General features: G+C 38.7%; 19 protein-coding genes and 1 pseudogene. All 20 read left to right on the top strand.

Translation table 11 applies throughout. The features are described from left to right. The first annotated feature begins 29 nt into the window (after positions 1–29). Positions 30–635, top strand: a complete 606-nt coding sequence (locus ACMX9J_RS12660) for a hypothetical protein (RefSeq protein WP_028411513.1) — start codon at positions 30–32, stop codon at positions 633–635. A gap of 297 nt (positions 636–932) precedes the next feature. Next, positions 933–2243 carry a ribosome biogenesis GTPase Der gene (gene der, locus ACMX9J_RS12655; protein WP_014458340.1) on the top strand — a complete coding sequence of 437 codons (1311 nt, stop codon included), beginning with the start codon at positions 933–935 and terminating at the stop codon, positions 2241–2243. A gap of 17 nt (positions 2244–2260) precedes the next feature. Further along, positions 2261–3292, top strand: a complete 1032-nt coding sequence (locus ACMX9J_RS12650; RefSeq protein ID WP_013059021.1) for an NAD(P)H-dependent glycerol-3-phosphate dehydrogenase — start codon at positions 2261–2263, stop codon at positions 3290–3292. Positions 3293–3606: 314 nt separating this feature from the next. Beyond that, complete coding sequence (locus tag ACMX9J_RS12645) at positions 3607–3810, top strand: DUF2768 domain-containing protein (protein ID WP_028411511.1); 204 nt, start codon at positions 3607–3609, stop codon at positions 3808–3810. Positions 3811–3834: 24 nt separating this feature from the next. Then, entirely contained in the window at positions 3835–4557 is a 723-nt protein-coding gene (locus ACMX9J_RS12640) for a hypothetical protein (protein ID WP_028411510.1), read from the top strand. 229 nt (positions 4558–4786) lie between these two features. Continuing rightward, complete coding sequence (gene spoIVA, locus ACMX9J_RS12635) at positions 4787–6265, top strand: stage IV sporulation protein A (RefSeq protein ID WP_013059017.1); 1479 nt, start codon at positions 4787–4789, stop codon at positions 6263–6265. Between the two features lie 373 nt (positions 6266–6638). After that, entirely contained in the window at positions 6639–6911 is a 273-nt protein-coding gene (locus tag ACMX9J_RS12630) for an HU family DNA-binding protein (protein WP_013059016.1), read from the top strand. A gap of 148 nt (positions 6912–7059) precedes the next feature. Beyond that, a complete protein-coding gene (folE, locus tag ACMX9J_RS12625) occupies positions 7060–7626 on the top strand; it encodes a GTP cyclohydrolase I FolE (RefSeq protein WP_013059015.1) in 567 nt (188 codons plus the stop codon). 25 nt (positions 7627–7651) lie between these two features. Further along, positions 7652–7882, top strand: coding sequence for a trp RNA-binding attenuation protein MtrB (gene mtrB / locus ACMX9J_RS12620; RefSeq protein WP_028411509.1), 231 nt, complete (start codon positions 7652–7654; stop codon positions 7880–7882). A gap of 278 nt (positions 7883–8160) precedes the next feature. Next, on the top strand, positions 8161–8955 hold the full coding sequence (locus ACMX9J_RS12615; protein WP_029714662.1) for a heptaprenyl diphosphate synthase component 1: 795 nt from the start codon (positions 8161–8163) through the stop codon (positions 8953–8955). Between the two features lie 4 nt (positions 8956–8959). After that, positions 8960–9664: a demethylmenaquinone methyltransferase gene (locus ACMX9J_RS12610; RefSeq protein ID WP_013059012.1), complete on the top strand. Its 705-nt coding sequence runs from the start codon at positions 8960–8962 to the stop codon at positions 9662–9664. A gap of 81 nt (positions 9665–9745) precedes the next feature. Beyond that, entirely contained in the window at positions 9746–10711 is a 966-nt protein-coding gene (hepT, locus tag ACMX9J_RS12605) for a heptaprenyl diphosphate synthase component II (RefSeq protein WP_028411507.1), read from the top strand. Positions 10712–10826: 115 nt separating this feature from the next. Beyond that, complete coding sequence (gene ndk / locus ACMX9J_RS12600; RefSeq protein ID WP_013059010.1) at positions 10827–11276, top strand: nucleoside-diphosphate kinase; 450 nt, start codon at positions 10827–10829, stop codon at positions 11274–11276. A gap of 211 nt (positions 11277–11487) precedes the next feature. After that, positions 11488–12270, top strand: a complete 783-nt coding sequence (locus ACMX9J_RS12595; RefSeq protein WP_176343445.1) for a CheR family methyltransferase — start codon at positions 11488–11490, stop codon at positions 12268–12270. A 134-nt stretch (positions 12271–12404) separates the two neighbouring features. Continuing rightward, a complete protein-coding gene (gene aroC / locus ACMX9J_RS12590) occupies positions 12405–13577 on the top strand; it encodes a chorismate synthase (RefSeq protein ID WP_028411505.1) in 1173 nt (390 codons plus the stop codon). Beyond that, the gene (gene aroB, locus ACMX9J_RS12585) at positions 13577–14659 is read left to right on the top strand and encodes a 3-dehydroquinate synthase (RefSeq protein WP_176343446.1); all 1083 of its coding nucleotides are present in this window, start codon (positions 13577–13579) and stop codon (positions 14657–14659) included. Before aroC ends, aroB begins: the two co-directional genes overlap by 1 nt. Positions 14660–14942: 283 nt before the next feature. Then, positions 14943–16457: an anthranilate synthase component I gene (trpE, locus tag ACMX9J_RS12580; RefSeq protein WP_028411503.1), complete on the top strand. Its 1515-nt coding sequence runs from the start codon at positions 14943–14945 to the stop codon at positions 16455–16457. Then, entirely contained in the window at positions 16450–17475 is a 1026-nt protein-coding gene (gene trpD / locus ACMX9J_RS12575) for an anthranilate phosphoribosyltransferase (protein ID WP_028411502.1), read from the top strand. Before trpE ends, trpD begins: the two co-directional genes overlap by 8 nt. Continuing rightward, positions 17465–18232 carry an indole-3-glycerol phosphate synthase TrpC gene (trpC, locus tag ACMX9J_RS12570; protein WP_176343447.1) on the top strand — a complete coding sequence of 256 codons (768 nt, stop codon included), beginning with the start codon at positions 17465–17467 and terminating at the stop codon, positions 18230–18232. The genes trpD and trpC overlap by 11 nt, the downstream gene beginning before the upstream one ends. Further along, positions 18222–18815, top strand: a pseudogene (locus ACMX9J_RS12565) (phosphoribosylanthranilate isomerase); the annotation flags it as partial. The gene trpC and the pseudogene ACMX9J_RS12565, both read left to right, overlap by 11 nt. Positions 18816–18817: the final 2 nt, after the last annotated feature.

Below are 18817 nucleotides of genomic sequence, written 5' to 3'. Positions count from 1 at the left end.
GATGACAGATAGGGGAGGTGCCATATTCAGTGGACGGAATTTTCTTTTATTGGCTTTCGTGGATGGGATGGATTGTTGCGACTTTTCTTATGCCCAAAACAGCTAGGCGTTGGAAGGTAGCAGCCATTATATTAATCAGTATACTCCTAAGCGGAATGAACATGCATATGACTCAGTTTTCATGTAGCTACACCGCTTTGTTTTTAGTGGGAGTAGCGTGTGTGTATGCTTCAGGCTACAGCCGATTTCAGCAGTTATATTATGTTATTGTATGCGGCATTATAATAATTGCCTATGCTAGTTTTTGTTTACTTGAGCTCTATGATCCTGTCTGGATTTTTATTGATCGTAAGTGGATTTTGACTGGACTTATCTTATATATTTGCTTTATGGTGGTTAAAGATGCTGAAAAAAGATTCGCAGCAATCATTTTAGGTGTAGTTGGAGGAGACTTTTTATACGCAGTTGTCATTCGGGATATCGCATCTTATGAAATAGGGTCTCTTCGTACACTCGACGTTTTAGCCACAGCAGTAGGAGCGATGTTTATTTGGGAGATGCTGGTTTATTTCTCTGCTTATTTAGATTTGTACGTGCTGAAGTCTCACAGGCAAAAGCAAAGTACTTACAAATAGAAGAAGAGATTTCGTAAAATTATATTGTTGTTACCGGTGATTTTTGATAAAATTGTTTGATTGAAAGAGTAATGCTTATTCAGCGGATAGGCAGTTAATCAGTTCAGTATAAGAAAGAGCTGATAAAAATCCTGCTTTATCGCTTATGATCGATTAGTAGAGGTCATGCCACGCTGCATGGCCTCAATTTTTGAAAAACGAATGATCTTATTTATTTGTACATGTAGATAAATACCTTTAGTCGATTAAAGACTGGTTGCCGATACATAAAAAAGATCAAGGAAAGGGAAGAATCGTATGCCAAAACCAATTATTGCGATTGTTGGTCGTCCCAACGTAGGAAAATCAACAATTTTCAACCGAATTGTAGGAGAGCGAGTATCTATTGTAGAAGATATTCCGGGTGTAACTCGTGATCGTATCTATAGTTCAGGTGAGTGGCTGAATTTGGACTTTAACATTATTGATACTGGCGGTATTGATATTGGAGATGAGCCATTTTTAGAACAGATCAAACAGCAGGCAGAAATTGCAATTGATGAAGCGGACGTAATCATTTTTCTAGTGAATGGACGCGATGGAATTACTGCAGCTGATGAAGAAGTGGCGAAAATTTTATACAAATCCAAAAAGCCCGTCGTCCTAGCCGTTAATAAAGTAGATAATCCTGAAATGAGAGAATTAATCTATGATTTCTACGCACTAGGATATGGAGAACCGTTCCCAATCTCAGGAACGCATGGTTTAGGTTTAGGTGACCTGTTAGACGAGGCAGCTAAGCATTTTCCAAAAGAAAAAGACGAAGACTACGGAGAAGAAGTCATTAAATTTTCATTGATTGGTCGTCCTAACGTAGGGAAATCTTCATTAGTTAATGCTCTTCTAGGTGAAGATCGTGTTATTGTCAGTGATCTCGCCGGTACGACACGCGATGCTATTGATACGAAGTTTACAAAAGAAGATCAAGAATATGTTGTTATTGATACAGCTGGAATGAGAAAGCGTGGAAAAGTGTACGAGAGTACTGAAAAATACAGCGTACTTCGCGCATTAAAGGCAATTGAACGCTCAGACGTTGTCTTAATTGTATTAAATGCTGAAGAGGGTATTATTGAACAAGATAAGAAAATTGCTGGCTATGCACAAGAAGCTGGAAAAGCTGTCGTCATTGTTGTGAATAAATGGGATACAGTAGAAAAAGATGAAAAAACAATGAAAAAATTTGAAGAAAATATACGCGAGCATTTTCAGTTCTTAACATATGCTCCAATTGTATTCCTTTCAGCTAAAACGAAAAAACGTACGCATACGCTATTGCCAATGATTGATCTTGCAAGCGAAAGCCATGCTGTACGTGTAGAAACAAGCATCTTAAACGATGTAATCATGGATGCAGTAGCAATGAACCCTACGCCTACTCACAACGGCAACCGCTTAAAAATCTATTACACAACTCAAGTAGCAATCAAGCCGCCAACTTTTGTTGTGTTTGTAAATGATCCTGAGCTAATGCATTTTTCATATAAACGTTTCTTAGAAAATAAGCTTCGTGAAGCTTTTGGATTCGAAGGAACTCCAATTAAAATTATTGCAAGACCAAGAAAATAACAGAGGATGTGATCGGCGTGGAAAGAATAGCTGTACTAGGAGCAGGGAGTTGGGGAACTGCATTAGCTTTCGTATTGGCGGAAAATGGACACGATGTTCGCATTTGGGGACATAGACAACAAGTCATTGATCAAATCAACGAGACGCATCAGAATGAAAAATATCTGCCTGGTGTAGAGCTTCCTCATCAGATTAAAGGTTTTACGTCATTAGAAAAGGCAATAGAGGGTGTTGAAACCCTTATTTTAGCTGTTCCAACGAAGGCCATTCGTGAAGTGTTGCAACAGCTAAAATCCCTTACCGATGAACTGTTTACAATTGTTCACGTAAGTAAAGGAATTGAACCGGATTCTCTTTTACGTATATCTCAAATGATTCAACAAGAAATTGATACAAAAGACATCGTTGTCTTATCAGGCCCGAGTCATGCTGAAGAAGTAAGTAGAAGGCAGCCGACAACCGTGACGTCAGCTTCAACAAATATACAAGCAGCAGAAAAAGTACAGGATTTATTTAATAATCAACAGTACTTCCGTGTTTATACAAATCCTGATGTGATTGGTGTGGAAATTGGGGGAGCGTTAAAAAATATTATTGCTCTTGCTGCTGGTATTACGGATGGACTTGGATATGGTGACAATGCGAAGGCCGCTCTTATGACTCGTGGCTTAGCTGAAATCGCTCGTTTAGGTACGGTGCTTGGCGCCAATCCTCTGACGTTCTCAGGTTTAACCGGGATTGGAGACTTGATTGTAACGTGTACAAGCGTTCATTCTCGAAATTGGCGCGCTGGTAATCTTCTTGGAAAAGGCAAAAATTTAGACGAAGTATTAGAAAATATGGGAATGGTTGTAGAAGGTGTACGCACGACGAAAGCAGCTTACCAGCTATCTCAAAAATACGACGTGAAAATGCCGATTGCTGATGCTTTATATAATGTACTGTTTAATGATGTGAAGGCAAAAGATGCAGTAGACGCGCTTATGTCTCGTACTAAAACACATGAAATGGAAGATTTAGCGAATGTTTTAGGAGAAAAATTAAATTAAGTGCAAAGAAATATGAAAAAATAGGCAATTGGTGATACCCAAAATCATTTACTTGCATAAAATAACGTGTAAATAAAGATGAGTAGAACTGTTAGTATGGGAATATTTAGTTACGGTCGAAGCGAAGAGCCCCCTTCGCTTCGATTTTTTTATGTGAAAAAGCAGGAATTTGTCAATTTAATAGGAAAGTAATTACTATAGAGCGTAAATCAATGGAAGGTAAATAAATATTAAATTTAGAATGTTCTATTAATATCCGTCTTAACTATAAGTCCTTATGTTATAATAACGGTGAAAAAAGGAGTGGATGCAATTTGTCGCCAGGTTTGTTAAAGATGTGGATTTCATTGGGTTCCATTGTATTTATGTTTATTGCGGTATTTTCTATTTACTTTAGTCGTTATAAAATCACGAACCGCGTTGGTAAAATTGTACTCGCTTTCATTGCCTATTCGCTCATGATTGTAGCAGGTCTTATTATGGTAATTGTTGTATTCAGTGGTCCGACAGATGCTTAATGTACATATGGTAGGGTGAGGAAAATGAAAAAATTCATGCTAACGTCTATTGTTGGGTTAACCATTTTTGTATTATCCGGTTGTTTATACCCGACGGAAAGAATGTCTCAAAATCAAGTTCCTTATAAAGATCAAGTTGCTTCCGTACAAACGGCCGTTGATCAATTTAAAGAAGAAAGCGGAGGCTTATTGCCGATAAAAACGAAAGATATGGACACGCCGATTTATCAAAAATATCCGATTGACTTTACAAAAATTGTTCCTAGATACATGCAAGACGCACCTGGGAATTCGTATGAAAGCGGAGGGATATTTGCGTACGTGCTTGTGGATGCAGAAACAAAGCCCACGGTTAAATTATTAGACTTACGGATGGCGGATACGATTCAAGATGTTAATGTACATTTGAATATATACCGTCAAAACCATAAAGGGTACGTACCGTTTAAAGACGTCATCGCTCCCGGCGTATTCTCTATTAACTATAAGAAATTGAATATGAAAGAACCCCCTGTCGTTACTAGCCCGTATACAGGGAATAGTCTTTCTTTAATTGTTAATGGGCAGGGAGATGTATTTGTAGATTATCGTCCTGATTTGTATGATGCCATTCAAAAGCATAAAAGCTCCTACAAACCGGGTGAAGATATCCGAAAGCTCCTTGTGGAAAACAGTGATTTTGTACCTGCTTACTCTCTTCCTTATACAGTTAACGATAAGAATGAACCAATATTTTTTAAAAAATAAGTCATGAACCCCTTCTCCTTGAATAATATTCAGAGAGAAGGGGTTTTCTCTTTCTTGTATACCAATAATGAAAATCAGAATGACTAAGTCAGCATGTGCATGAAAAAAATCATAAATTTTTCTATCAAAAGTCATATTTTAATAGGACAACGTCATAACTATATAGTGTCCTAATTTACTCTCGCAATGGATGTCATATTCCATGAACTCATAGATCGGAGGGGATCTTTTGGAAAAGGTGGATGTATTTAAAGATATCGCTGAACGTACAGGAGGCGATATATATTTAGGTGTGGTGGGAGCAGTTCGAACAGGAAAATCTACATTTATTAAAAAGTTTATGGAGCTGGTGGTCCTGCCTCACATCGAGAACGAGGCAGAAAGAGCTCGCACACAAGATGAACTACCACAAAGTGCAGCTGGAAAAACGATTATGACAACTGAGCCAAAATTCGTACCGAATCAAGCAGTCAATGTTTTGGTAGATGACGGGCTAGAAGTTAACATACGGTTAGTAGATTGTGTAGGATATACAGTGCCAGGCGCTAAAGGGTACGAAGATGAAAATGGACCTCGAATGATCAATACACCTTGGTATGAAGAACCAATTCCATTTCACGAAGCGGCTGAAATTGGAACGAGAAAGGTCATTCAAGAACACTCAACGATTGGTGTCGTCATTACAACAGATGGCTCAATTGGAGATATACCTCGTCAAGATTACGTGGAAGCAGAAGAGCGCGTCATTAATGAGCTAAAAGAAGTAGGCAAACCCTTTATCATGGTTATTAATACCGTACAGCCATATCATCCCGATACAGAAAAGCTTCGTGCAAAGCTTAATGAAAAATATGATATCCCAGTATTAGCGATGAGTGTGGAAAGCATGCGCGATACTGATGTGATGAACGTATTAAGAGAAGCACTATACGAGTTCCCTGTATTAGAAGTCAACGTTAATCTACCAAGCTGGGTAATGGTTTTAAAAGATAAACATTGGCTGCGTGAAAGCTATCAAGAAGCCGTTAAAGAAACGGTAAAAGATATTAAGAGACTGAGAGACGTTGAAAGGGTAGTAGAGCAATTTAGCCAGTTTGAGTTTATCGATCAGGCTCGATTAGCCGGAATTGAGATGGGGCAGGGGATTGCCGAAATTGACTTATACGCTCCAGATGACTTATATGATCAGATTTTGAAAGAAATCGTGGGAGTAGAAATTCGCGGAAGAGATCATTTGCTGCAGTTAATGCAAGACTTTGTGCATGCAAAAACCGAGTATGATCAAGTCTCTGATGCACTTCGCATGGTTAAGCAAACGGGTTATGGTGTAGCTGCACCTTCGCTTTCAGATATGAGCCTTGATGAACCTGAAATTATTCGCCAAGGATCGCGTTTTGGAGTTCGTTTAAAAGCAGTGGCACCTTCTATACACATGATTAAAGTGGATGTAGAATCAGAATTTGCGCCGATTATCGGAACGGAGAAGCAAAGCGAAGAATTAGTTCGTTATTTGATGCAAGACTTTGAAGATGATCCGCTTTCAATTTGGAATTCAGATATATTTGGCCGCTCTCTAAGTTCAATCGTAAGAGAAGGGATTCAAGGAAAGCTGTCGCTGATGCCTGAAAATGCGCGATATAAGTTAAAAGAAACGCTAGAACGGATTATTAACGAAGGATCTGGAGGTTTAATCGCGATTATTTTATAAGAATATAAGGTTAGGCTCCTCATAAAGGAGCCTCTTCTTTTTGGATAGATCATACAAAACTTTACATATATTGTGATAGATCGCGTGGTTATCCTATTCCTGCGTTATTTTCTGCTTGCTATGCCTTGTTCAATATGTTAATCTTTTAACAGAAATCGATCGATCATACTGTTTTCACTACATACATACGGCAGATGAATGAAAAACATTGAATTATTTAGTTCAATCGTTTATGATTAGGCTTGTCGATACATAGGTTATGTATAATATCCATTTGTTTTGTTAAAGAATGAGATATAACGAATTACTAGATTCCTTTTCTAACAAGGTTTTTAGTTATTATATGATCCGATTTTGGGAGGAGGTGAATGGCATGAACAAGACAGAATTAATTAATGCTGTTGCAGAAGCAAGTGAGCTTTCAAAAAAGGATGCTACAAAAGCAGTTGATGCTGTTTTCGATACAATTTTAGAAGCTTTAAAAGCTGAGGACAAAGTTCAACTTATCGGTTTTGGTAACTTCGAAGTACGTGAACGTGCTGCTCGTAAAGGACGCAATCCACAAACTGGCGAAGAAATCGAAATTCCTGCTAGCAAAGTTCCTGCATTCAAACCAGGTAAAGCTCTTAAAGATGCTGTAAAATAATATCTACATAAAATGGCTTTATTCATAGCCGTTGATGAAGAGCTTTGAAAGGTCGCACATTTGCGACCTTTCTTTTTTGCCTTTGGTATATACATATGCTAGAATTTTTTTCATAAAGTCGTAATGCAACGAATTGGAGGGCAACAACATGTCATCTGTAAATAAACCACAGATCGAACAAGCTGTGAGACTAATTTTAGAAGCAATTGGCGAAGATCCAAACCGTGAAGGATTATTAGATACACCAAAGCGAGTAGCTAAAATGTATGAGGAAGTCTTTTCCGGGTTGAATGAAGATCCAAAAGAGCATTTTAAAACAGTTTTTGGAGAAGATCATGAAGAGCTAGTGCTTGTAAAAGATATTCCTTTTTACTCTATGTGTGAACACCACTTAGTGCCTTTTTACGGAAAAGCTCATGTTGCGTATATTCCAAAAGGCGGACGAGTGACCGGTTTAAGTAAGCTGGCAAGAGCGGTAGAAGCTGTTGCGAAACGTCCTCAGCTTCAGGAGAGAATTACATCTACAGTGGCGGATTCTATTGTAGAAACATTAGAGCCGCACGGGGTAATGGTAGTAGTGGAAGCAGAGCACATGTGTATGACCATGCGAGGCATTAAAAAGCCTGGGGCTATGACAATCACTTCTGCTGTGCGTGGAGTGTTAGAACACGATGCAAGTTCTAGAGCTGAAGTTTTATCATTGATTAAATCATAATGTGGATGATGAAGGAGAAGAGAATATGACACAAAAAGGAACGCCAGAGTATATTGTCATTAAAGCGGTCGAAGATGGAGTTAACGTAATTGGCTTAACGCGAGGAGCAGATACGCGATTTCATCATTCAGAAAAACTAGATAAAGGCGAAGTGATGATTGCGCAGTTTACTGAGCATACATCCGCAATTAAAATTCGTGGCAAAGCCGTCGTTCAGACTGTTCACGGAGAAATTGAATCCGATACGAAAAAATAAGCAGGGATTTTCCTGCTTTTATTTATATTTAAAATAAATGAATAAGAACAGGAAAAACATGGTGAAACTAAAAGCAATATCTTAAATTACTGTCTAAGAAATCAAGATGGTATGTAGATGAACGGTGTTCAAGCGGATGAGCAGCTAAAGGATTTAAACCGTGAAAAAGCTTCAAAAGAATTTAAAGGATATTTTATAATGTAATTATGTTATAATTGACACTATCGATTTGGAGTTAAAAGAACTTTAAACAAATAGTGATGGAAAGGGAGACAAGGATGATGAGCGTAAAAACCATCTATGATATTGTGGCCAACATGAAAGAACAGCTTCATGTTGAATTAAGTCATCCATATGTAAAAAAATATATTCATCATCCGCGTATTGATGAAAATAGATTACTGTACATGTGTTCGTTCTTAGATACTCTTTCAATGGAAGAAGAAAAAAAGAACAGCTCTGTGCTATCTGTGATGCTCGTTCAAACCGCACTTGATACCCACGATCTAGTCTCCACTCAAAATGTTAGCGGAAATGAAGGGAAGCTGCATGAGAGGCAGCTGGTAGTTTTGGCCGGAGATTATTACAGCGGCCTGTACTATTACTATTTAGCTCAAAGCAGCCAGCTGAATTTAATGAAAGTTATAGCATCTGCTATTAAAGAAATTAATATCGCTAAGATACACATTTATAACAATCGCTCTACTAATCCACACGACGTTATGAATAGTTTTTTAGCAGCAGAATCATCGTTTGTAAGATGCTTATGTGACTATTTTGAACGTGAAGAGTGGAAAGAACTTTTAAAACATGCAGCGTATTTGAATGGGATATTAAAGCAATTAAAGTCATTACAGCATAAAGAGCCTACTCTCTTGCTAAACTATTGCAAACAAATTGGCATGAATCAAGAACAAATAAAAGAATACCTTTATTCGTATACTCAACAGTCTGTAAATATTGTTAGAGGGTACTTGCGAAGTGAATTTGCGATGAATGAGTTTTTAAGAGAGCACTTAGATGAACTTACATCTAGCTTAGAAGTGTTGAAAAATGTCGTAGGAGAAGGATAGAGATATGCAGCAATCAAAAGAACAGCGTGTCCATGGCGTATTTGAAAAAATATACAAAAATTATGATCAAATGAATTCTGTTATTAGTTTTCAGCGTCATAAGGCATGGCGCAAAGATACGATGAAGCGAATGAATGTTCAAAAAGGAACAAAAGCTTTAGATGTTTGTTGCGGAACTGCGGATTGGACGCTAGCTATGGCTGAAGCAGTTGGAGAAACAGGAGAGGCAGTTGGCCTGGATTTTAGTCAAAATATGCTAAAGATTGGTGAAGAGAAAGTAAAAAACTCACCTTTTTCAAATATTACTTTACTACATGGCAATGCAATGGAGCTTCCTTTTGAAGATAATTCATTTGACTATGTAACGATTGGATTCGGACTGCGCAACGTGCCCGATTACCTTCAAGTTTTAAAGGAAATGCAGCGCGTCGTGAAACCTGGCGGAAAAGTGGTTTGCCTTGAAACGTCTCAGCCAACGATGATTGGTTACCGACAAATGTACTTGCTTTATTTTAAGTATATTATGCCTGCGCTTGGAAAGATGGTCGCTAAAAGCTATGATGAATATTCATGGCTTCAAGAGTCAGCTAGGGACTTTCCAGGTCAAAAGCAATTGGCTGATATGTTCCGTGAAGCCGGTTTGACAGATGTTGAAGTGAAATCTTACACAGGTGGAGTAGCGGCGATGCATCTAGGGTACAAACGATAAAAGAGAAAAAGCTTGTCCTACAGGTGCAACAGCCTGTAGGATAAGGAGTAAAGAATGAATATATAATGCAAGGTGAGTCCAATGAAACTAAAAATGATGTACGCTTTTTTGAATACGGATATTACCCTTATTGAGAAAGAACTTGAACAAACTGTTCATACCGATGAAACACTTATCACAGATGCTTCTCTTCACCTTTTACAAGCAGGGGGGAAACGAATTCGCCCTGTATTTGTTTTGTTGGCAGCTAAATTTGGGCATTACAATATCGACCAAATCAAACATGTGGCAGTAGCGCTTGAGCTGATTCATATGGCGTCTCTTGTTCATGATGATGTTATTGATGACGCTGATAAGCGACGGGGAAAACCAACAATTAAGGCAAAATGGGACAATCGTATTGCTATGTATACAGGGGATTACATCTTTGCTCGTGCACTTGAAGTTATGAGTGAGGTTAAAGATGTGGAAGCACATAAAATTTTATCTAATACGATGGTGGAATTAACGCTCGGTGAAATTGAACAGATTAAGGACAAATACAACCTAAACCAAAACTTACGCGTGTATCTGCGTAGAATTAAACGTAAAACGGCACTGCTAATTGCTGCAAGCTGTCAGTTAGGCGCAATTGCAGCGGGAGCTCCTGAAGATATACATAAACGTTTATTTTGGTTTGGATATTACGTGGGAATGTCATTTCAAATTACGGATGACATTTTAGATTTTATCTCATCAGAAGAACAGCTTGGGAAACCAGTTGGCAGCGACTTACTGCAAGGAAATATTACGCTGCCAGTTTTGTATGCCATTGAAAATGCTGAGTTTCGAGATAAAGTAGAACAGCTTTTCGAGAGGGAATATGAGCAAGAGCTGATCGATGAAATTATTTCTGATATTAAATCTTCTAACGCCATTGAACGTTCATTTGAGATGAGCGATCGTTATCTGCAAAAAGCGATGAGCATTTTAGAAGAACTGCCGCCAAACAAGGCGAAAAAAACGCTGCATCAAATTGCGAAGTACATTGGAAAACGGAAATTTTGATTTATTTACTTTCATAAGTTGTAAACTGCTCGAAACAATGTTAATATCTTCATGAGGTGTGATTGCGCTTTCAAAACTTGTTTACATATCATGAACTTCAGGGGTGGAGAGTAAAATGATACAAAAAACGTTTTTAATGGTCAAACCAGACGGGGTACAAAGAAGCATTATTGGTGAGGTTATTTCTCGCTTTGAGAAAAAAGGTTTTCAATTAGTTGGAGCTAAGCTTATGCATATTTCGCAGGAATTAGCTGAAACACACTATGGTGAACATAAAGAGAAACCTTTCTTCGGTGAGTTAGTGAAATTTATCACATCAGGTCCAGTTTTTGCTATGGTATGGGAAGGTGAAAACGTGATTTCAGTATCACGTCAAATGGTGGGGAAAACTAACCCTCAAGAAGCGCTTCCTGGAACTATTCGAGGTGATTATGGACTGATTGTGGATAAGAATATTATTCACGGCTCAGATTCACCAGAAAGTGCGGAGCGTGAAATCAGCTTATTCTTTGAAAGTGAAGAGCTGACTTTCTATAAAAAAGACGCAGACGCTTGGATTTACTAATTTAGATAGCGCAAAAAGACGAATGAATTTTCATTCGTCTTTTTTATTGTGTGTATAAACAAGCTTCTAGGCTATTAAGTGCAAAGATTTCCCCGCATAAACATTTTCATAATGTATTCCGATATATTAATAAGAAGATAAGCGTATATAAAGGTTTTATTTCTTTATACGTCTAACATAAACGTATAGGAATGAGAAAGGAGAGTCAAAAATGATAGATGAATACGACGCGTTTGTGGAGAAAATAAAAACAAAAACAGGCATTGATTTATCACTATATAAGCAGTCTCAAATGCACCGCCGCCTCACCTCGCTGTATGAAAAAAAAGGTTTTTCTAGTTTTTTTGAATATTATCGAGCAATGAACAGTAACAACAAACTGCTTGAGGAGTTTTTAGATCGGATGACGATTAACGTGTCAGAGTTTTATCGCAACTATCAGCGGTGGGATATATTGGAGCAAAAAATTTTACCGACTCTTGTAAAAGGAAAATCAGATCTGAAAGTGTGGAGCGCTGCCTGCTCAACAGGGGAAGAGCCGTATACACTAGCGATGGTTTTATCAACATTTTTTCCGCTTTCGCGTATTTCTATATTGGCGACCGATCTGGATGAAAAAGTGATAGAAAAAGCAAAAATAGGCTTTTATGATGAACGTTCACTTCAGGAAATGCCTGTTTCGATGAAAAATAAGTACTTTCAACAAAGAGGAATCGGGTACTTATTAGATGAAAAAATCAAAAAAACAGTTATTTTTCAAAAACATAACTTACTGTCAGACTCTTTTCCTAAAAACGTTGACTTGATTGTTTGTCGAAACGTGCTTATTTATTTTACCGATGAAGCAAAGCATGCTTTATATGAAAAGTTTAGCAGAGCTTTAGCACCTGGAGGCATCTTATTTGTAGGGAGCACAGAGCAGATTTTCACTCCGCAAAAGTATGGGTTTGAAACGGCTGATACGTTTTTTTACAGAAAAGTAAAGACCATTTAATTGAGATAACCTGAAGCGATTTCTTACAAGCTGAGGTGAAACTTTTTATATATTCTTATGTTATAGTATGGTATAGTCATATTTAAAAATGGAAAAATTCTGACGAATAATACATATTAAGCGGAGGTACGATTATGCGATATTTAACAGCAGGAGAATCACATGGTCCACAGTTGACTACTATTTTAGAGGGTGTTCCCGCAGGGCTTCCTTTAACAGCCGAAGACATCAATACAGATTTAGCGCGAAGACAAAAAGGTCATGGTCGCGGAAGACGTATGCAAATTGAAAAAGATCAAGCGGAAATTTTAAGCGGTGTTCGCCACGGCTATACGCTAGGATCTCCTATTACGTTAGCGGTAGAAAATAACGACTGGAAACACTGGACAAAAATTATGGGCATCGAGCCAATTTCTGAAGAAGAATCAGAAGAAGTAAAGCGTAAAATCTCAAGACCAAGACCAGGGCATGCCGATTTAAACGGCGCTATTAAATATGGTCATCGCGATATGAGAAATGTATTAGAACGTTCTTCAGCTCGTGAAACAACTGTAAGGGTAGCAGCAGGTGCTGTGGCTCGTCAAATCCTTGCTCAGTTCGGGATTTCTGTAGCTGGACATGTATTAGAAATTGGCGGCGTACAGGCAAATCCTCCTCAATACAAAAGCTTAGAGGAACTTCAAGAAGTCACTGAAGCTTCTCCAGTAAGATGTTTTGACTCAGCTGTTGAGAAAGACATGATGCAAGCAATCGATGATGCTAAGAAAAACGGCGATTCGATCGGAGGCGTAGTAGAAGTTATTATTGAAGGCGTGCCAGCAGGAGTGGGCAGCTATGTCCATTACGATCGTAAATTAGATGCGAAGATTGCTGCAGCTGTTATGAGCATTAATGCATTTAAAGGCGTTGAGTTTGGGATTGGATTTGAAGCGGCTCGCAGACCAGGAAGCGAAGTTCATGACGAAATTCTATGGGATGAAGAGAATGGATATACCCGTAAAACAAACAACTTAGGCGGCTTTGAAGGTGGCATGACAACAGGTATGCCAATTGTAGTACGCGGTGTAATGAAACCTATTCCAACGCTTTACAAGCCGTTAAAAAGTGTTGATATTGAAACAAAAGAAGCCTTCGAGGCAAGCATCGAACGTTCAGACAGCTGTGCTGTGCCGGCAGCAAGCGTTGTAGCAGAAGCCGTTGTAGCTTGGGAATTGGCTGATGCGCTAATCGAACAGTTTGGACAAGACCGAATTGATTTAATTGCTGAAAATATTGAGAAAATGCGTGTACATGCGAGGGAGTTTTAATGTTGCAAATTGATATTCAAACTTTATCCAAAACATATCCTCTTTATTTAGGAAATGGATTAATTGAAAAGCTGCCTTCTATTATTGAGAGTGTAAAACCTAATCTGTCGTCGGTGTTAATCATCACTGATTCAGCTGTAGATTCATATTATGGAGAAGCGGTTGTAAAAGCGATTGAGACGCAGTTTAAAGTGGCTAAATACGTAGTACCAAGCGGTGAACACGCAAAGTCATTTCAACATTACTACGATTGTCAGACTTTTGCACTCGAGCAGCAGCTTGACCGCAATGCGCTCGTTATTGCTTTCGGCGGAGGGGTAGTTGGCGATTTAGCTGGATTTGTAGCCGCTACATACATGAGAGGGGTTTCGTTTATTCAAGTGCCAACGACGCTTCTTGCTCACGATAGTGCTGTAGGAGGTAAAGTAGCCATTAATCATGAGCTTGGAAAAAATATGATTGGCGCTTTTTATCAGCCTGAAGCGGTTGTTTATGACATTGATCTTCTTAAAACGCTTCCTGAAAGAGAGTGGCGTTCTGGTTTTGCAGAAGTGATTAAACATGCTTTTATTCACGATGAAGCATTTTATGAATGGCTTCAGCAAAATATACAATCGCTGACTGATTTACAAGATGAAAAATTAATTTATGCTATTCAAAGCGGTATTTTAGTCAAAGCATCTGTTGTAAAAGAAGATGAGACAGAAGCTGGCGTTCGCGCTCACCTGAACTTTGGACATACGTTAGGTCATGCGATCGAAGCAGAGTGCGGCTATGGACAAATCAGTCACGGAGAAGGCGTAGCCATTGGGATGCTGTTTGCTATGAAAGTCAGCAATACGCTTGGGAAAAGCGAGTTCCCTGTAGCTGAAATTGCGAAATGGTTTGAAAAATTTGGCTATGAGACGTCTGTTCCAAACCACCTTTCAGCTGAAAAGCTGCTCGTGAGAATGAAAGCAGACAAGAAGTCCAAGTCAAGCAATGTTCATATGGTACTGCTTGAAGGCATAGGAAAACCTTTTGTTCAACAAGTAGAAGATGAAGTGATTCTTAAGCTGCTGAATGAAGAGCTTCAAGCGTAGTTTCTTCAAAAGCCAAGTAGATAGTAGTTGACAAATGAATTTGAAACGTACTACAATTGGTAACAAGTTAGTTTAGAGATTTTAGTTATGAGAAAAAAATAGACAGTTTAGTTGAGATTAGGGTAGACGAGAATGAGACAGTTGAGCAGAGTTTAGTTGAGTGAATTTTACCATTCGTATACCCAAAGGCCCATTTTTGATGTGTCTTTGGGTTTATTTATTATATCCTCTTTTATATAACCTCATCTATTCTCATTCTCCATGAAATGGAGGATTGAAAGATATGACGAACACGTATACTTCTTTTTTAGAAGACTCTACAAAGTATTTAACCATTCCAATCATAAAAAAAATATTTATCGATAGCATGACACCTGTTGATCTTTTTCAGCAAGTAAAAGATGAAGCTGTATATTTGCTTGAAAGCAATGATGAATCATCACCATGGTCCAATTATTCTTTTATTGGCTTGAATCCGTTTTTGTATGTAGAAGAAGAGAACGGAACCTATCTAGCAAAAAACAAGCAGCTTCAACCTGTGCTGCAAGGAGACAGCTTTAAAGAGGTATTTTGTAAAATTCAGCAAGAGCTGAAAGTGAAAGTACCAGACCTTGCACTTCCTTTTAAAGGAGGAGCAGTAGGATTTATCAGCTACGACGCAGTATCGCAAATTGAAAAAGTAAACGTACATGCCCAAAACGATTTGAACATGCCTACTTTTCACTTTATCTATTGTCAAACGATGCTCGCTTATAATCACCAAACAAAAGAGCTTATGGTGATTCACTACATTCAGCTTGATGAGCAAGATAAAGAACAGCAGAAAAAAGAAAAACATGATGAAGCTCTAGCAGAGATCAATCGATATGTTGAAAGAATAGCGCAGACGGTGAAAGAAAAGCCGATGATGTTTGAAAGCGAGCAGCGCGAAGTTAGCTTTGAAGGTGTGACATCGTCATACCAAAAAGATAAATTTGTGCAAGATGTGGAAAAAATTAAGGAATACATTAAAAGCGGAGATGTTTTTCAAGCCGTATTGTCGCAGAGATTTCAAATTGATACGACCGTAGCTGGATTTGATATTTACAGAGTATTGCGATTAGTTAATCCATCTCCTTATTTATTTTACGTGAAAGTAAAGGGAGTGGAATTGATTGGAAGTTCCCCTGAGCGGTTGATTCAAATTGAAAACGGCCATTTAGAAATTCATCCAATTGCAGGAACGAGAAGACGCGGCAGAGATGCAGAAGAAGATGCGCGCTTGTATGAAGACTTAATTAACGATGAAAAAGAGCGGGCAGAACACTATATGCTCGTGGACTTAGCAAGAAATGACATCGGCCGAGTTGCACAGTATGGAAGTGTCCAAACGCCGGTATTAATGCAGCAGGTTAATTTTTCGCACGTCATGCACTTGATTTCTAAAGTGACAGGACGCCTAGATGAAAAAGTACATCCTATTGATGCGCTGCTTTCTGCATTTCCAGCGGGTACCGTATCTGGCGCTCCAAAAGTGCGGGCGATGCAAATCTTAAATGAAATTGAACCAGTTGCGCGAAATGTATATGCAGGAACCGTAGCATATCTCGGATTTGATGGAAACATTGATTCGTGCATTGCAATTCGTACCATTCTTTTGAAAGACCAAACCGCTTATATACAGGCTGGAGCAGGAGTGGTTGCTGACTCAAAACCGGAGCTTGAGTGGAAAGAAACCCGCAATAAAGCTAGCGCTTTAATTAAAACAATTCAATTAGCTCAAGACATCTACGATAAAAAGGAGGATGTATATGTTTAAAGAATTGTTGAAAAAGTGTTTGCGCGGCGAGTCACTTTCAGCGGAAGAAGCAGAAAAAATTATGAATGATATTATGAACGGTAAAGTCCCGGCAGCTCAAATTGCTAGCGTGCTAACCATTTTAACGTACCGAGGAGAAACCGTCGATGAAATTGTTGGTTTTGTCCGGGGTATGAAAAACAACATGAATGCTATTTCTCTAGAAGAATTAAACGTAGTAGATACGTGCGGTACGGGAGGAGACGGCGCCTCTACGTTTAATATTTCGACGGCTAGTGCGATTGTGGCATCTGCTGCTGGAGTAAAGGTTGCGAAACATGGGAATCGCGCGGTGTCTTCTAAAAGCGGAAGTGCAGACGTGTTAGAACATCTGGATATATGGATTCAAGGAAATGAAAAAGAAGTGAAAAATGCGGTGTCTGACCTCAACATGTCCTTTTTATTTGCGCCGCTTTATCACCCTGCTATGAAGCACGTTGCTGCTACTCGAAAGGAATTAGGGTTTAGAACCGTTTTTAATGCATTAGGTCCGTTAGCAAACCCTACTAATTGCACAAAGCAAGTAATTGGCGTTTACTCTATTGAGCTTGCACGGAAATTAGCAGAAGCGCTTGTTGTACTGGGAGCTAACCACGTTCTTCTCGTTGCGGGCAGGGACGGTTTGGATGAAATTAGTGCTACGGATGTAACGGATATTGTAGAAGTGCAAGACAATGTTATTACAGAATATACGCTTGCACCAGAGGATGTACACTTACAGAGAGGGAAGCTTGAAGACTTGGTGGTAGAAGACGCGAAATCGAGTGCAGAGCTCATTGAATCGCTATTTTTAAATAAAAGTAATGTAACTGCTAAAAATGCAGTCGTGTTGAACTCTGCTGCAGCTATTTACGTTAGCGGAAACGTTTCTACTTTTGAAGAAGGAGTAGCTGTAGCTTTAGAAACAATTGAATCAGGTGCTGCATACACGCAATTACAACGATTGAAATCGAAAAAGGTGGTTGAACATGCTCAATAAAATTATTGAAACAAAAAAAGAAGAAATTCAAAACCTACAGTTACCCGAACAGCAAAATGTTACAAAACGATCATTTTTAGAAGCTTTATCAAATCCAAATCGAGAGCTGGCTCTTATTGCAGAAGTAAAAAAAGCCTCTCCTTCCAAAGGATTAATAAAGGAGAATTTTCAGCCTGTGGAAATTGCTAAAGCCTACGAGGAAGGAAAAACAGATGCTTTGTCTGTGTTAACGGATCAGCACTATTTTCAAGGACACCGAACGTTTTTAAGTGATATTAAACAGCATGTCTCTATTCCTGTGCTTCGTAAGGATTTCATCATTGATTCCATTCAAGTGGAAGAAAGTGCAAGAATCGGTGCCGATGCTATTTTACTCATCGGAGAAGCACTTGAACCATTAAAATTGCAAGAGCTTTATCTTCAAGCTGCTGAAAAAGAGTTAGATTGTTTAGTAGAAGTGCATTCTTTAGAAACGCTTGAACAGCTGTTAGCTGTATTTACACCGAAGATTATCGGGATTAATAATCGAAATCTTCATACGTTTGAAACCAGCTTGCAGCAGACAAAAGAAATCGCTAAGCACGTGCCGAAAGATCAGCTTTTAGTAAGTGAAAGCGGCATTTACTTATACGATGATGTTTCCTACGTAAAAGAAGCCGGAGCAAAAGCTATTTTAGTAGGAGAATCGCTTATGAGACAGGATAATCAAACCAAAGCGATTAAAAAGCTGTTTGGGGAAAGTGAATATGCTTATTAAGTACTGCGGTATTCGATCAAAACAAGATATAGCTTTAATCGAAAAGTCGGCTGCTACTCACATTGGCTTTATTTTCTACCCTAAAAGTAAACGATATGTAAAGCCTGAACGAGTAAATGAGTTTGTAACGGATGAAATAAAAAAACAAGTCTCGCTAGTAGGGGTATTTGTTAATACACCGGTGGATCAAATACTTGAAATTGCCTCCGTGACAAATTTAGATGTGATTCAGTGCCACGGGCAAGAAACAGCTGCTGAAGTACGTGAGTTAAAGCAGCGTGGATATGAAGTATGGAAAGCACTCCCGCACAATAAAGATACGCTGCAGCAAATGCATGTATATGAAGAAGCTGACGGTTATGTAATTGACAGCAAGGTTAAAGAACAATTCGGAGGAACGGGCGTCGCTTTTGATTGGAGCTTCGTTCCTCAGTATGAATCAGCTGCACGAAAGTTAGGTAAAAAATGCTTTATTGCTGGAGGAATCAATGCCTTTAACATTGAGAACTTGTTACCCTACAAGCCTGGGGCGATTGATATTTCTGGCGGTATTGAAACAAATGAAACGAAGGACTATACAAAAAT

This window comes from Priestia sp. RMT2NF4 (assembly GCF_047872835.1).
In the GTDB taxonomy this organism is placed as follows: domain Bacteria; phylum Bacillota; class Bacilli; order Bacillales; family Bacillaceae_H; genus Priestia; species Priestia zanthoxyli.
Note: the sequence above shows the minus strand (reverse complement) of the source record. Positions and strands in the feature narration are given on the sequence as shown.